The sequence below is a fragment of the Sphingobacterium allocomposti genome, from assembly GCF_008124885.1.
GTDB classification, from domain to species: Bacteria; Bacteroidota; Bacteroidia; order Sphingobacteriales; family Sphingobacteriaceae; genus Sphingobacterium; species Sphingobacterium allocomposti.
Map to the genome: position 1 here is coordinate 16,273 of NZ_VNHX01000027.1, position 14,377 is coordinate 30,649.

17 protein-coding genes are annotated in these 14,377 nt (G+C 42.3%); 9 read left to right on the forward strand and 8 right to left on the reverse strand.

The genetic code is table 11. From position 1 onward, the window contains the following. Positions 1-215: 215 nt before the first annotated feature. The 8 genes from BC792_RS15995 to BC792_RS16025 are packed head-to-tail and all read left to right on the forward strand — an operon-like array spanning position 216 to position 9,035. A complete protein-coding gene (locus BC792_RS15995; protein ID WP_148910024.1) occupies positions 216-2,573 on the forward strand; it encodes a phage tail tape measure protein in 2,358 nt (785 codons plus the stop codon). Continuing rightward, positions 2,573-4,855 carry a hypothetical protein gene (locus tag BC792_RS16000; protein WP_148910025.1) on the forward strand — a complete coding sequence of 761 codons (2,283 nt, stop codon included), beginning with the start codon at positions 2,573-2,575 and terminating at the stop codon, positions 4,853-4,855. The genes BC792_RS15995 and BC792_RS16000 overlap by 1 nt, the downstream gene beginning before the upstream one ends. Before the next feature lie 14 nt (positions 4,856-4,869). Then, positions 4,870-7,188 carry a glycoside hydrolase family protein gene (locus BC792_RS16005; RefSeq protein WP_148910026.1) on the forward strand — a complete coding sequence of 773 codons (2,319 nt, stop codon included), beginning with the start codon at positions 4,870-4,872 and terminating at the stop codon, positions 7,186-7,188. A 48-nt stretch (positions 7,189-7,236) separates the two neighbouring features. Further along, positions 7,237-7,695, forward strand: coding sequence for a lysozyme (locus tag BC792_RS16010; protein WP_148910027.1), 459 nt, complete (start codon positions 7,237-7,239; stop codon positions 7,693-7,695). Next, entirely contained in the window at positions 7,695-8,006 is a 312-nt protein-coding gene (locus BC792_RS16015; protein WP_148910028.1) for a hypothetical protein, read from the forward strand. The genes BC792_RS16010 and BC792_RS16015 overlap by 1 nt, the downstream gene beginning before the upstream one ends. Further along, positions 8,003-8,179 (forward strand): hypothetical protein, encoded by a 177-nt coding sequence (locus BC792_RS18415; protein ID WP_170250058.1) that lies wholly within the window; start codon positions 8,003-8,005, stop codon positions 8,177-8,179. The genes BC792_RS16015 and BC792_RS18415 overlap by 4 nt, the downstream gene beginning before the upstream one ends. Continuing rightward, positions 8,163-8,798 carry a hypothetical protein gene (locus BC792_RS16020; RefSeq protein ID WP_148910029.1) on the forward strand — a complete coding sequence of 212 codons (636 nt, stop codon included), beginning with the start codon at positions 8,163-8,165 and terminating at the stop codon, positions 8,796-8,798. Before BC792_RS18415 ends, BC792_RS16020 begins: the two co-directional genes overlap by 17 nt. Before the next feature lie 6 nt (positions 8,799-8,804). Next, entirely contained in the window at positions 8,805-9,035 is a 231-nt protein-coding gene (locus BC792_RS16025) for a hypothetical protein (protein WP_148910030.1), read from the forward strand. Between the two features lie 10 nt (positions 9,036-9,045). Here the strand turns inward: BC792_RS16025 and BC792_RS16030 are convergent, their stop codons facing one another. From BC792_RS16030 to BC792_RS16040, 3 genes are all read right to left on the reverse strand, one after another. Beyond that, positions 9,046-9,234 (reverse strand): hypothetical protein, encoded by a 189-nt coding sequence (locus BC792_RS16030; RefSeq protein ID WP_148910031.1) that lies wholly within the window; start codon positions 9,232-9,234, stop codon positions 9,046-9,048. Between the two features lie 130 nt (positions 9,235-9,364). Beyond that, on the reverse strand, positions 9,365-9,739 hold the full coding sequence (locus tag BC792_RS16035; protein ID WP_148910032.1) for a hypothetical protein: 375 nt from the start codon (positions 9,737-9,739) through the stop codon (positions 9,365-9,367). 80 nt (positions 9,740-9,819) lie between these two features. Further along, a complete protein-coding gene (locus BC792_RS16040; protein WP_148910033.1) occupies positions 9,820-10,308 on the reverse strand; it encodes a hypothetical protein in 489 nt (162 codons plus the stop codon). A gap of 119 nt (positions 10,309-10,427) precedes the next feature. Here BC792_RS16040 and BC792_RS16045 point away from each other — a divergent pair, with 119 nt between their 5' ends. Continuing rightward, complete coding sequence (locus tag BC792_RS16045) at positions 10,428-10,679, forward strand: hypothetical protein (RefSeq protein WP_148910034.1); 252 nt, start codon at positions 10,428-10,430, stop codon at positions 10,677-10,679. A gap of 296 nt (positions 10,680-10,975) precedes the next feature. Here the strand turns inward: BC792_RS16045 and BC792_RS16050 are convergent, their stop codons facing one another. From BC792_RS16050 to BC792_RS16065, 5 genes are all read right to left on the reverse strand, one after another. Next, on the reverse strand, positions 10,976-11,359 hold the full coding sequence (locus BC792_RS16050; RefSeq protein WP_148910035.1) for a hypothetical protein: 384 nt from the start codon (positions 11,357-11,359) through the stop codon (positions 10,976-10,978). A gap of 107 nt (positions 11,360-11,466) precedes the next feature. Further along, entirely contained in the window at positions 11,467-11,748 is a 282-nt protein-coding gene (locus tag BC792_RS16055; RefSeq protein ID WP_148910036.1) for a hypothetical protein, read from the reverse strand. A 2-nt stretch (positions 11,749-11,750) separates the two neighbouring features. Further along, entirely contained in the window at positions 11,751-12,308 is a 558-nt protein-coding gene (locus BC792_RS16060) for a hypothetical protein (protein ID WP_148910037.1), read from the reverse strand. Continuing rightward, positions 12,295-12,441, reverse strand: coding sequence for a hypothetical protein (locus BC792_RS18420; protein WP_170250059.1), 147 nt, complete (start codon positions 12,439-12,441; stop codon positions 12,295-12,297). The genes BC792_RS16060 and BC792_RS18420 overlap by 14 nt, the downstream gene beginning before the upstream one ends. Continuing rightward, positions 12,441-14,333 carry a DNA cytosine methyltransferase gene (locus BC792_RS16065; RefSeq protein ID WP_148910038.1) on the reverse strand — a complete coding sequence of 631 codons (1,893 nt, stop codon included), beginning with the start codon at positions 14,331-14,333 and terminating at the stop codon, positions 12,441-12,443. Before BC792_RS16065 ends, BC792_RS18420 begins: the two co-directional genes overlap by 1 nt. Positions 14,334-14,377: the final 44 nt, after the last annotated feature.

A 14,377-nucleotide genomic window follows, 5' to 3' on the forward strand; every position in this document is an offset into this window, starting at 1 on the left:
ATTATGTCACAGGGGTATGCTAAGAAAAGGGAACGCGAAATAGAGGATATCAAATTTATAGCTTGGCATTCGATGGTAGGCACAAGGCTTGAAAAGATACCGTCCTTTGAGCAGTTTGTTTTAGGAAAGAAATCTGTAACAAAAGCCTCCCAAAGCCAAAGAGATAAGTTTATTTCCGAAGCAATGAAGCACTACAATAGCAAGAAGAACCGGATATGAGTTTAACCGCGATAATAAAGGCAAACATAGACGATTTTACTGCGAACCTTGACAGGGCGCAGGCTAGGCTTGACGAGTTCTCGCAGGGCGTAGGCCAAAAATTGGCAAAATTAGGGTCTACATTTCAGGCTGTCGGTGGTGCTATTTCTCTTGGCGTCACGGCTCCGTTGACAGCTGCAGGGGTAGCTGCCTTTAATATGGCTGCTGAATTTGAGGACGCTCTAGGTGCTACAGATCAGATTTTCAAAGATTCAGCATCAGGAGTTAAGGACTGGGCGGACAGTCTTGAAACATATTTCGGTATATCCAAGCAAGAAGCTTTAGAATATTCCAATGTAATGGGTTCCATGCTGGTGAATATCGGCAAGCTGACTGAAGATCAGGCAGCAAAACAAGGTGCCAAGCTTATCGAGTTAGCAGGCGACTTAACCGCCATGTATGGAGGCCGGACTAAGGACGCCGTCTACGCGTTGACCGGAGCTCTGAAGGGAAATAATACCATGTTGGACAACTATGGTATGGCGGTTAACGAGGCGCTTATAAAAACTCGGGCGTTACAGCTTGGGTTAATAAGTCAGGGTGAGGAGATGTCATTATCAGCCAAGCAGGCAGCTACTCTATCCCTTATTTACGAGCAGACGGCCGCGGCACAGGGTCAGGCGGCGAGGGAGGCTGACGGAGCTAGCGGTTCCATACGTGCATTTCAGACAGAAATAGCTAATCTAAGTACTGAAATTGGTTCTGTTCTACTGCCTGTAGTAACTCCGTTAATTTCGAACCTCAAAGAGATCGTGCAGGCTTTTCGGTCATTGTCTCCCGAAACTCAAAAAATGATAGTGGTAATCGGCGCATTTGCGGCTGCGCTTGGTCCGCTTTTGTTGGGTATAGGTTCGGTGCTTAAACTAGCTCCGTTGGTTGGAACTGCTTTCGCTACCATCACAGGGCCAATAGGTATTGCTGTAGCTGCTGTGTCGGCCGCTGCTGTTTTGATTATAAAGAATTGGGAGACTATAAAGGAGTATTTTACTTCGGGAAACGGGGCGGCTTTCTGGACATCGATCTCAAACAACGCGCAGAAGCTATGGAATACCCTTAAACCTATACTGACCTATATACGGGATAGTTTCATATACACTTGGCAACAGATAGATAATAATGTTATATCTATCGTCCGGGATTCTTTTGATACTATACTAACTATTATCAGCGGAACTTTTGATATTATCGTAGGAATTGTCCAGACGTTCGCCAAACTTCTGAGAGGTGATTTCAGCGGTGCTTTGGAGTCAGTTAGGAATCTGTTTAAAAATGTGTTCACATCCATCTTGAATATAGCCAGAAATACGTTAAGTTCTATTTCTCATTTATTGTCTATTTTCTTGAAGTCTATCGGGGCCGATGAGCTCGGAGCGAGACTTGAAAATTGGGCTAATGGTTTAGTGCCTGTCAAAAATGAAACTCAGGCTGTATCGGAGAAGGTTGAGGAGTCGACTACAAAAATAACAAATCAAACTGCTGCCCTAAATAGCAATGCCGAAGCTACCAAAAAAGCAGGGAAAGGAGTTCAGGATTATCGGAAGGAATTGGATCAGCTACTTGCTTCATGGGGAATATACGAGTCTCAAATAGCGGTTATCAATACGTCATTTAGGGATTTCAATAAGCTGGCCAAGAACGCCGGGGCATCACTAGCTGAGTTTCAGACGATAGCATCTAGGGAATGGTCAGAAAAAGCAATATTAAGCTTGGATCGTATATTAAGAAATATGGATGTTGACGGATTTGAAAGTCCGTGGACTATTGATATACCAGCACAGGTTAAAATTGACGCTGACTTTACTAAGCTAAATGATAAACTAACGAAGTTAAAATCTGACCTGAAAGGTTTTATAGAATTAGATCTTCAAAATCTAGTAGGAAACAGCGTCTCGACTATGATGTCCGCAGTCGGGGATGCTCTAGCGCAAGGAGGGAATATCATAGACGCAATAGGGGCGGGTATAATCAAAAGTTTAGGAGGGTTAGCTAGGTCTATAGGTGAGCAAATGATCGCGTTCGGGGTAGCAGGTATTGCGCTTAAAAAGCTGATGATGAATCCTTACTTGGCTTTAGCAGCTGGTGCTGCCCTTGTGGCCCTTGGATCGTTCGCGCAATCGTCCGTCAGCAGGCAGACCAGCCAATTTAATGGCACAAACGCGTCGGCTAATATTGGTAGTCAGTTAACAAATGACTACTCAAATTGGAGAGGAGCACTTTATAACAACGACAAACAAGTCGTGGAGCTAAAGCTGAAGAACACCGAATTGACAGGTGCTTTAGAATTATCTAACACACGTAACAAGCGTCTTTCTTAATGGCATATAATACCAAATATATTTTACGATACTGCAATAGAGACCGGACACCTCTACGTGTGGAGATAGAGGTAAAAGACTACGTCGGCGAAGCCTTTATTATTGTGAATGAGGAAGACTATCTTCTGGATAGTGAAGGTAGCTACGTGGTTATGAACATAGACGGAACCTATGATCCCGATCGTGACCAAAACCCGATTGATGGTACGGCCTATCCATTCCTGTTAAAGTTCCAGAACGACGTTAACGAAAAACGAGGAGTGATGAGGGCGACATATGCCGATATGCAGTTCTTTGAGAACAACGTATTTAATATAGACGACCTAGCCACATCAGACGAGACGGAACTTCGTGTTAAGTTCTATTACAACAACGAATTAGAGTGGATAGGATTCGTTACTCCCGACTTCTTTAACGTAGCCATTGAGGCTAATCCTCAGGTAAACCTGACGGCATCAGACCGTATAGGCATATTGAAGGACGTAGAATACCCTATAGATGATTACTACACCGACTCTAGGGTTACCTATATGGATATATTGGTTAAATGCTTATACGAAACAGGATTAGAACTTAACATAAACGCGATTATTGACTTCGATTGTTTGCAGTTTACGTCCGTGTCCGGTAGAGATACCCATCCTTTGTTAGATACGTATGTTAGTGAGCTAAGGTTCATTACCGACGAAGAGAACGAAGAAACAATGAGCTGCTATGACGTCATAAAGTCCATATGCGATGTGTTCAACTGTCTATTTACTCAGTATAAAGGCGAGTGGTGGATCGTAAATAAAGAACAGATAGAAATAGGCTATGGGAATTTGTGGACATTTGATTTTGAAGGCAACCTGCAAAATGTATCTACTTTTGATCAAAAGGAAATCACATTCAACCTTATAGATACCGGCGGCCAAAGAACTATCATACCAGCTGGGGCTAAGAATACTTATCTTCTAAGTCATGGAGACGACCGCCTTTATCCAGTGAACAGGACATTGAAGGGCACGTCCCTTGAAATACCCGGATGGGCTCGACGAGCTCCAGTGGTGTCATATGTCATGACTAGCAATATACCTACGGAGTATAATGACTCAGGAACTGTTGTTGACTATGACGTAGACAGTAGAGCGTGGTTTTTTAATCAAGCATGTATTTATGACATCGTGTCTTGGGATGGATTACCAAGCATAGCCGCTATTGATGATCAGGGTAGATATCTAGTCCAGAGTCAACCGTTTTTGGTGCCTACACTAGATAGGAAACGAATGAGTTTTGACTTGACAATAAAGGCGGTGGGCAAACCAAATAGCTCGATCATGTTAATGGTAGGGCTAGAGTTTACAGACTCATATTATAAATATGCCGGTTTACGTACCGAGTCAGACGAAGAAGGCAAACCGACAGGCAAGTACATTTTCTCATTTTCAAAGTTCGGAGGAGATACCGGGCCATACGACAATATAACTAGCGGCCCAACAAATAACCTGATAGTTTTCGGGTTTGAAGATAAGTATAAAAATACAGATCTTGCCGTAGAACAGGAGTTCAAAATATCTGTTGACGCTGCCGGAGGTGTAAACCAAGGGCATCTAGATTTAACAACGGCGAAAATGTTTATCCGTATTTATCCAAACAAAACGCAGGGGACATCCACGACAGGATATCTTACAGCGAATATGATAAAGGAGATCCGGTTAGACTTCAAATCAGATAATCAAACCCCAACTGGAACTGTTTTCCAGACAAAGCTAGATGCAAAATATACGAAACCTACCGATCGTATAGAAGTACCTTTTGGTGACTATCAGACGTACGGACAGAATGGATATTTCTACAAGTATCGTGAGGATTCTTTAAGCATACACTACAACGCTGATGGACAGCGTCTAGCAACGTGGACCACTCCGGTGGACACGGAGTCTAATCCAGTTCTCGTTCACTCGCTACGGCAACTAACCCGAAGCTATGGACAAGCACACGACGAGCTTAATATAGGGTTTGATATACCTAGAATAGATCCATTTGCTAAATACGCAGTAAAGTGCTTTAGTGATAGATACATTCTGGTAAATCCAGACGACGACTACCTTCAGGACAAAGAAGGAACATACATAACAAGCAAAATCGGCAAATACCTTAACAGCAAAAAATTTGTATTTGTCGAAGGAACAATCGACTACCTAAGAAGCCACTTTACAGGTAAACTGGCACAAGTAAGAACTAACGATGTACAGCACCAGGAGTTCATTTACTCCTATTTCGAACAGGGTGACATAAGTTAAATACACGTTAGAAAATGGCAACAGTAAAATTTCCAAGCGAAATGCCTACTCCTACCACGATAAAAGGTACGGATAAGGTTTTGATGAGTAACGGTGACAACGGAGAGTCTATGGCTCCGCAATTTGATCAGCTTAAACAGTATCTGAGTATAACGGGGATAGATCTAAATCCTAGCGATTACCCCCCTGGATCAGCTTTACCTACAGGGCCGCTTGGTGAAAACCGGAGAATAACAAATGTAATTCCCGGCTCCTACACATGGAACGGCAATACCTACACAGTACCGGAAGGGTATACAGGAACTCTTTTTTGGAACGGCTCTTCTTGGTCTCTTACTACACAGGAGTTGCCGGTGCCTGAGGGGACGAACTTGGTAGTAAAAAACGGAACCGAAATAGTAAATCAGGACGGGGTATTCAGGGCGGTAGATCCGATTACAGCTGGAATAGCTCCTAATGTCTTTTATAATGCGTATACAATAAATCACAGCTCGAGTGTTCCGGGAGTCTACAATAGTGTCGGTGTAGTGACTAATCAGGGGGAGTTAGGATATCGTCGGACTAATATTTTACCGGCGACATCTAACAAGATTAAAATAAAAAATGTTTTGTATGCATTCAGCTTGTTGTTTTTTAACGAACAGAACGTTTTTGTAGCGTCTACCTTGTTGAAGGTTGGGGAGGGGGTTTATGATCTTCCTGCCGGGGCGACGAAATTTGCCTTCAACTTAGAACACCCGCTATACCAAACGAGTACTACTTACAATATTGAGATAGAAGAACAAAAAACAAGCGTAAAGCAATATGTAGATTCCTCAACATTCCCATTAATTAATCTACCAGAATCTAAATCCTCACTAGTTGTCGTCACATCCGATATGAAATTGCCGGGGATATATAACGCTACAGGACAGGTGATCAATTCTGGTGCAGAAGGCATGTACAGGAGTCCTCTTATTCCAGTAGATACAAATCATATCTGGATAGAAGGCATGTTGTTTAATTTCAACATTATACTTTTTAACGAAAATCAACAATTCGTAGAACTCAGGGTTCCAACAAACGGAAGTTATAACGGAGATATATCTTCTACAATTAAATACGTTGCGTTTACCTTAGAACACCCAGCATATCAGACTAGAACGGATTATAGTATAGATATAAGCGTTAATAGGAAAGACGTAGCTGCGTACATAGAGGAAGTTATCGGTCGCGAATCTTTTGATTTAAAAGGAAAAAATGTGGTCTACGCAGACGATTGGGTAGATGAAGAAGACGCTGACAAAATAAACAAGGCTATTTACCACCAAGCACAGTCTATGAATGGAGGAGCTGTTATTGTAAAAGATAGAACGTATCTTCTAAACCAGGCTATTATAATCCGAGATAATGTAGAACTGTTATTAGATAATGCAAAGTTAAAACTTAAAGATGGTGTTTTCGATAACATTATACGAACGCACTCTATTAACCCCGACCCCGCCAATCCAAATGGACTATGTTTGTCCCTTGGCGAGACGAAAAAATTTAAAATTCTTGGGCTGAACGGAAGTTCGATAGAAGGTGCCGATATTCCTTACACAGCATTAAACCCGAAAACAGGCGTAAATGAACCGTGGGTAGGAGATTATTACGGATGGAGGACTATAGGTATTTTAGTGGCTAACGGCAAAGATTACGAAATAGCTGGGTTCAAAATGTCTAAAACTCACTGCTGGGGGATATCTCAGGAGTGGGGGTGTGATGGAATGAAAATACACGATATTGAGTTTGATACAAATGTAAAAAACGGAGACGGCATAGATTTTAGAAACGGGTGTAGAAACGGCAAGGTGTGGAATATTTTTGGAAAAACGAGCGACGATACCGTAGCTATGACCGCACTAGACGCTTCTTTTAATTGGGATACCCCGAGCAGCCCTTATATTTTCCCATTACAGACGATGGGATTCGAGTACAGCTTGGACAATGGAATCGAGAATATAGAAATAGACAACGTTCATTGCTCGGGTGCGCATCACGTTATCATCCTACTTGCTACGAGCACAAAAATAAAAGGTATTAATATATCCAATATATCTGACTTAAATTCTCAATCTACTAAAACAGAAATAATAAGGGCGTATTCCTCTTATGGAACGGGATATATTAACGGAAATATAAGTGATGTATCTATGAATAATATTATTGCTAATAAAATCTCAAACTATGTAGTGGATATGGCTGTACCGGTAAATAATGTAAGGATAAATAAACTCCGTAACCTAGGCACTACCGGGAGTATTTATAACATAGCTTCTGGTTCTACGGATGTAATAGTAAGTAATTATTAACCCAGCACCTACAGCGCATGGTAGGTGCTGGCATTAAATTTTGAAATTATGAAAACAGGAAATAAAGGATTATCGCTTATAAAGACTTTCGAGGGATTCTACAGCAAGCCGTACTTAGATCCGGTAGGCATCCCCACAATCGGTTACGGGGTAATAAAATACCCCAACGGCAAGCGTGTGACTATGCAGGATGCTCCGATAACAGAGGCTAGGGCAACGGAATTGCTTGCCCAGCTGCTCGAGGAGACATACGAGAAGGAGGTTAACAGGTTAGTCAAAGCGCCTCTTAACCAAAACCAATTCGATGCGCTTGTGAGCTTTACGTATAACCTAGGAGGGGCCAACCTCGGACGGTCTACGCTATTAAAGAAGATTAACGCGAACCCGTGCGATCCTTCGATAAGGGCGGAGTTCGAAAAGTGGAATAAAGCCGGAGGGAAAGTCCTTAAAGGGCTTGTACGGCGCAGGAAAGCAGAAGCAGATTTATATTTCAGTAGAGAGAAGTAATGAGCGAAATAAAAGAGCAACAGAATCAGCCGGCAAAGCAGCCAACATTTATGCAAATCGTAAGGCATCCGGTTACGTATGCTCTTATGGTAGTGGTATCTGTATTTTGGTTTGTCCTGTATTATATAGCTGATAGCAAGGATAGTCAGCTTGATCGGGAAGCTAAGCTGTATGACCGTATCATCGAGGAGGTGCGCAAGCAATCTAAGCAGGAGATTACCGAGCAGATAACGCCTATTGCGGAGAAAGTAGATACGATTAAGCAAAAAGCAGATTCGACATTCAGTAACATTAATAAAAGATTGAAATGAAAAGAGCAATACTAATATCGATGCTGGTGTTCGGAGTGATCGCCTCGTCGTATAATAAAGGTAGAAAACATGAGGTACCGCCTGTAAGGATGGTAGAACTAAACAGCAGTCTGCAGGAGCTAGAATGCTCACTAGACAGCCTAAACCGCGTACTCGATGAGAAATCTAACTAAATTGCTAGCACTGGCGGTCATGGTGGCCGCCTTTGCTTCGTGCGGTCTATCCAAGAAGTTCAGGAGTAAACAGGCCTACGAGCTGGAATCCGTCGAGAAAAGGGATAGTTCCGAGATTTCCTCGGCGGTCAGCACCACCAACGTAAAAGAGCAATCCGTGGATAAGGGTGTTATCGTCACCGATAGGGAGGTTACGACCGTAACCGAGAAAGGAGGGAAGTCGAAGGTTACGGTAAAGAAGGGAGACCTTAAGCCGGGCGACAACTATCTTAAGGATAGTGCGGGCGTTGTGGTGAAAGCAATCCTGGATACGCTAAACAAGACGCTCACGCTGGAAGTGAACGCGCCGGCCGAAAGGATCACTAGGACAGAGAAAGAGCGGATCACAGAGCGTAAAGACAACACGACCAACAGGGAGGAGCGCAAGGACCAGCAGCAGCAGAAGCATGTAGCTGTTTCGGGGGAGAGTAGGAGGAGTGAGGGTGCGTCGTCTTCCGTCAGCGAGAGCAGCCCCGACCGGCTTGCAGTGTTCCTTTCCCGATTTGGATGGTGGATAGGTCTTGGAGTGGTTGTGGTATTCTTGGCTTGGTGGTTCTTTGGGGTTGGGAGGAAGAAATAAAGCGGGATGAAAACGATTTATAAGATTATTTTTGGCGTGTTACTTGGACTGGTTGTAATATGCCCGATCTCAATCGCTATGAATTTCTTTATAATCAGGCATAATGCTAAGCTACAATACCACATAGACTATAGGGATTCATTGATCGACGAGATGCAAAAAAGGCAATTAGAGCACTTTAAAAGGATAGATAGTTTGGAGTTTGAGTTGTTCAAACTGAATTATAACCCACTCTAATGAGGGGCTTTTACTTCGAATAAAGCCCCTCCACTTCCTCAACAGCCTTTTGCAAGGCGCGGATCGTCGCCTCCTTATCAGCGTCGGTGAAGCTATTTCGCTGAGTTCCTTTCAGCTTGTTGATCAGCTGGGCCGGTGAGAGGCCGAGCTGACGGGCTAGCTCGGCTTTGTTTATTAGTTTTGGGAGTTCTATTGACATTATAATTTCTTTTTCTATATTTGCTATAAGGTCAAGTTAATCCTACAAAGGAATTGGAAAAGAGAAATCTTTAGGTGTCTGAAAAAGACAATGTAATCGTACCGGTAGGATTAACTTGATTCTTTGATATTTACACGATATCAATAATTTCTAATACTCTAGTGATTTTTACGATATCACCGTCATCACAAAGATTTCTTCCAATATATCGGCCTTCAAATTTCACAATCTTCGTAGCATTTGGGCATGCAGTAAAGTCCGTTGCTAAATCTATATCATCAACTGCGTTGACACCGAATGCTATGAATTTTCCGTTCTTTGCTTCATAAGGCATTCCGTTCGCTTCGAAGTATCTATTTAAAGCATCCTCGTCATAATCGTAAGAGCCTGATTCACCGAATTGATCGTTTGCTTCGTATAGAATATCGTCGAAATCTGATGCTAACTCTATCGAGACATCATTGATGTTAAATTCGCCGTTTATACCCCTGTAGAAAATGTCCATGTCCTTTTATGTTATTGATTACACTACAAATATACGCATGAACATTTATTCATGCAAGAGAAAAATGAAAAAAGTTTAAATTATTTTTCAGCTTCCCTAATTTTCTTGTCCAGCGGATCTGTAGATACTATTTTTCCGGCCTTTATCAGTTCAATAAAATACTCCATGTGACGAGGTTTCAGCCACGTTTCCCCCTCGCTGATCCGCCAGCGGAAACCTTCGTTCTCGTAGAAAGCTATCCACCCTCGCGATATGTGGTTTATTTTTACATCCCACACACCGCCCCCATAGACCCAATTTACGGTCACTATCTGCCTCTTGCCCTGATAGATGAACGTCTTGACTGCGGCAAATTCGAACCGCATGATCAGGGCGTCCAATATAGCCTCGCGGAGGCTTGCGGACAATGTCCCCTCTATATGCGACCATTCGTTGCCGTATTTCAAAAAGATGAACCGCTGCCCATTCTTGCCGATCACGTGAAATGTCATAACGTTTCCGTACTTCTGCACGATCTCCATGGGGGCCGTTATTTCTTTACCTCGATATGTGAACTTAAGCGTTTCCATATTTGCAAATTTGCTAAGAAAATTAGCAAGTGCAACGTGCGGAAAATACGTGTTTTGGGGATGGTTACCATACGGTTTCCCGTATCCACTAAATTTCCTGCTGTATATCCGGTCGGTTAGTGTTGATCCCCCGTGCGCTGGTGACACGGAAAGTCCGATGGGCATTAAAAGATAAGGGGTATAACATACTTAAATCGCCATTGCCATTAGATAATGAAGATCCTACGTGGTATGCTGAAAAAGTTGACGATATATGGAAGTATCTCGATGATCTTGCTGGCGCGCCGTTCCAGGAGCCTAACGTTTTGGTTATCGATGACGCTTTGCAGATCATCCGGGATGAGGATTTGAGGGGTAGTGTTTGGGTGTGATTAGCCCCTGTAAAATACTTCCTAGATACACTATACCTTTGTAATATGGCAAATATATATTTGTCCAATAACGCAATTGTAGAGCGTTATACCCTACAAGACGGGAGTGTCTTGATTAGGGCTTACTTAGGACGCGGTAAGGGAAATGGTTCAGCGTCGGGATATGTACATTATCATAATGATACAAAGGTGTCACTAACTGATTTTTTACTTATTTTAGGAGAGCCGTTGAACGGTTAAACCTATCCAACGCCTCCTAATTCCGATAGGTTGGAGGCGTTGTTGTTTTGTAAGTTTCATATCTTTACCTCCAATTCTTCTCCTGTCAATGCGAAATATAGGTTTTGGAGTTGGTGGAGGTTATTTACCCATACGCTGTACATATCACTTATATGAAGTTCAGCTACACCTTCGTAAAGCGTTAAAGTTCCAAATAAAATAGGATGTCGGTAATCGTTGTATTCTGACCTCTCGAATCCGCACTTTATTATTATTTCCTCTGTTAGGGGGATGGGATAAATACGGTCAAAACTTTGATGAACTTGGGCAAATCTACATCCTTTTATAAGAGTATATACGATTTTATGCTCTATACCGCTTATCTGTCTAATTTTATCGTGTTCTGATCCGTCGTTTAGGTTTACGTAGTTTCCTAAGCGTAATTCTGTTGCTTGTATCATCTGTATCTGTTTTTATTTTTCCCTTTCGGGAGTTTATAATCTGACGAATCATCCAATTTCTTAGCCACTACGTAAGCGACTGCTATTGCTATAAGTCCGATCATTGTTTAACTTTCTTTGTATAAATCATTAAGATAATCTTGTGTAATCCCGTATTGGTCACAAATACCTTTGCATAACTTGCTATTCCTCCAAGCGCATACAAAAACAATTTCCTTAGCCAAAACTTCTTTAGATAAACCCCTTAAATCCTCAACCTCACAATCTTGACCTCCATTTTTGTAAATATTATCAGTAGGGCATTTTTTACAACACTGCTTATGTATTTCTTTTCTTCGGTTAGGGTATTTTTTATCTAATTCGTCAAGGTATTCTATTGCCCCTTTCATATCTAATCTACTTTAATAAATAAATAAGTACGTTCTTTATCCCATACTTTGGATTGTGCTTTTTCCCATTTCATTTGATGCAGCATTAATGCTGATTTTGCCTCCACTTCTAGAACATTTCCTATAAATCCTATTTGAGTTGGTTTTTCTTTTCCATATTTGTTCTCAAAATAAACCTCATTGGCTTGTAGGAGGGAGTAAAGGGAGTTTACCGAAAAGTTTTTTGTAAATACGTTTGTCGGGTCTTCCGACTGCTCTAAATAGTTCCTATAGCAATCAATGTCAAACCCACAATATTCACATTTGCAAGCACTCGTGATAGTTTTGAACTCAACAACGTTACTAGCAACTTTCTCCGCCACATCACCAACAGCACCTAGGTGTTTCCAGTCTCCCCCAACATCAAGCTTTTTAACCCAATCGTCATTTACTCCGTCGGTATGATTAGGCACTCGGGCGGTTATATACCCCATACTTATCACAGGGTATATTGCCCCCTCGGGCAACTCCACCACCAGCAGATCGAGGTGGGGGAGGGTTATTGTTTTAGTTTTTTGCATGGTTAAATACTTTATCTTTTAATTCTAAGGTAAGACGAAGCAGCTCCCTGGCTACTTCGTCGTTTATTTTGCCGTCAATCCATTCGGATTTAACGAAGCTTTCAATAACTTCTATGTCTGTGTAGATTTCCATTACGCTACCATTTGTAATAATTTTTCTCCTTGTGCCTCTGCCCATGCCTGCACGACATGTGGAACCACACTGTTACCGATAAACTTCTTTTGGTCGGACTGGTTGCCGTATAGCTTGTAATCTGCCGGGAACCCTTGGATAACTTTCAACTCTGATACTTTAAGCATTCGCATTTTGATATCCGAGATACCATAAAGCGCCATGAACTCTTTTATTTTGATCATCGTTTCGGAATCGCCCTCGTATATCTCTATCCGGACATTGGGATCGATAACGTATTGGATGAAATAAAGTGGCGCTTTGTCCTGTCTTGCAATTATCGTCGGGCATGGTTGCTCGATATGCATAGTATGACCGCCGTGCGAAGGGTTGTATATAAAGCCTTTGGCGGTCATCAAACAATGTTTGTCGTTTGCGAGTATTGAGCCGGCCGGCTGATTCACCGATTGATGGTTTCGCTCTCCACTGTATTGCTTATCCAGCCAGTTGGTTTGGATTAAAGTAAATCTATCTTTTGTCGTCAACGTGCCAGCCGGCTCGTTTACCGATTGTACATTTTCACCATTTCCGTAATATTTAGCAAGGAAACAAGGGGTAGCAAGCGCAAGTTTATCTCTTGTCAAAATAGTAGGACAAGGATTGTTCAGGTCGTTAGTCTTGCTACTATGATTGTAGTTAACCAAGAATGCAGGGTTGACAAAATAGTGGTGCTTTCTACTTGCAAGAAGAGTAGGGCACGGCTCGTTTATGCTCCGGGATATACCTTTGAAATTACTTGTAAGTACAAAGGGTTTTACGCTTACCAACGATTCATGAGGTATCGTAGTGATGGTCGGAGCTGGGGAATCAATAGATGAAATTTTATCATTTGTACTTCCTGAATAGTGTTTTACTATATAGGAAGTTTGAGCTAATGCTAGCCTACCTTGGCATGATATTACAGGTGACGGATCATCTATCGATTGTGCTGCAACTTTTCCTCGTTGATTCATGGAATTGTATTTTACTAAGAACGATTCCTTTCCGCCAGCCACCTCTTTGACCAGTCCTGCATAGATCCTCTTAAGGGAATTTTCAACCAGGGGTTTTTCTCGACCGAATATACTTATTCCCTCGTCCTCAAAGTCCAACAGATCCCGAACGGCATTCCACTTTTTTAGTCCGTCGCCAAAAAGTGTATCTTTCTTTCCTCCATTTTTTGAGTGCGTTGGTTCCGGCCAGACGATCGGAAGGCCGTGTTTTGCAAAACATCCGAAGAGCCGATTCCTGGATGTGTACGCGCCAAAGTCAGCGGAATTGAGTTCCCGCCATTCGTCACGATATCCAAATGAATTGATATGCTCGCGCCATCTCAACCAGTCTTGTCCGGATTTCATGCTGACAGGTTTACCGTTTTCATTAAGTGGCCCCCAGCTCATAAATTCAACAACGTTTTCAATCTGCACGTAATCTGGATCAATCGCCTTGATGTATCTGTCGAGGTGATCGGCTAATGTCCGGCTATCAGCATCACGAGCTTGACCGCCTTTCGCCTTGCTGAAATTGGTACACTCCAAGGATGCCCAAAGGACGACTTTGGCCCATGGGTAAAGCTTGCGATATTGTGTAACTATATCGACCAGCGGAGATAGTTCCAGTGTACGTATATCTTCCTCGAAGTGGTATACTTCCGGATGGTTTTCCCAATGGCTCCTAATGGCTTTATGATCGTGGTTGACGCAAGCAGCAATTAACGCTATAGGATTTCCGTCTTTGTCTTTCGCCTGAGCGAATCCTGTTGTCGTTCCGCCAGCGCCGCAGAATAGATCTACGACGATATAGCGTATTGCCTGCGGGTTATCTACTATCTGTGGTGTGAAAGGTTTATGTTGTAGTATGAAAGCGTTTATCATAATTCTTCTTCCTTAATTGGATAGTGAATAATTTGGTCGTCACA

Coding starts and splice junctions, on each gene's coding strand:
- BC792_RS18415 (WP_170250058.1), top strand. CDS start 8,003: ATGAAAAGAGCAATACTAATATCGATGCTGGTGTTCGGAGTGATCGCC.
- BC792_RS16050 (WP_148910035.1), bottom strand. CDS start 11,359: ATGATACAAGCAACAGAATTACGCTTAGGAAACTACGTAAACCTAAAC.
- BC792_RS16010 (WP_148910027.1), top strand. CDS start 7,237: ATGAAAACAGGAAATAAAGGATTATCGCTTATAAAGACTTTCGAGGGA.
- BC792_RS15995 (WP_148910024.1), top strand. CDS start 216: ATGAGTTTAACCGCGATAATAAAGGCAAACATAGACGATTTTACTGCG.
- BC792_RS16060 (WP_148910037.1), bottom strand. CDS start 12,308: ATGCAAAAAACTAAAACAATAACCCTCCCCCACCTCGATCTGCTGGTG.
- BC792_RS16040 (WP_148910033.1), bottom strand. CDS start 10,308: ATGGAAACGCTTAAGTTCACATATCGAGGTAAAGAAATAACGGCCCCC.
- BC792_RS16055 (WP_148910036.1), bottom strand. CDS start 11,748: ATGAAAGGGGCAATAGAATACCTTGACGAATTAGATAAAAAATACCCT.
- BC792_RS16015 (WP_148910028.1), top strand. CDS start 7,695: ATGAGCGAAATAAAAGAGCAACAGAATCAGCCGGCAAAGCAGCCAACA.
- BC792_RS16025 (WP_148910030.1), top strand. CDS start 8,805: ATGAAAACGATTTATAAGATTATTTTTGGCGTGTTACTTGGACTGGTT.
- BC792_RS16035 (WP_148910032.1), bottom strand. CDS start 9,739: ATGGACATTTTCTACAGGGGTATAAACGGCGAATTTAACATCAATGAT.
- BC792_RS16000 (WP_148910025.1), top strand. CDS start 2,573: ATGGCATATAATACCAAATATATTTTACGATACTGCAATAGAGACCGG.
- BC792_RS16020 (WP_148910029.1), top strand. CDS start 8,163: ATGAGAAATCTAACTAAATTGCTAGCACTGGCGGTCATGGTGGCCGCC.
- BC792_RS16005 (WP_148910026.1), top strand. CDS start 4,870: ATGGCAACAGTAAAATTTCCAAGCGAAATGCCTACTCCTACCACGATA.
- BC792_RS16065 (WP_148910038.1), bottom strand. CDS start 14,333: ATGATAAACGCTTTCATACTACAACATAAACCTTTCACACCACAGATA.
- BC792_RS16030 (WP_148910031.1), bottom strand. CDS start 9,234: ATGTCAATAGAACTCCCAAAACTAATAAACAAAGCCGAGCTAGCCCGT.
- BC792_RS18420 (WP_170250059.1), bottom strand. CDS start 12,441: ATGGAAATCTACACAGACATAGAAGTTATTGAAAGCTTCGTTAAATCC.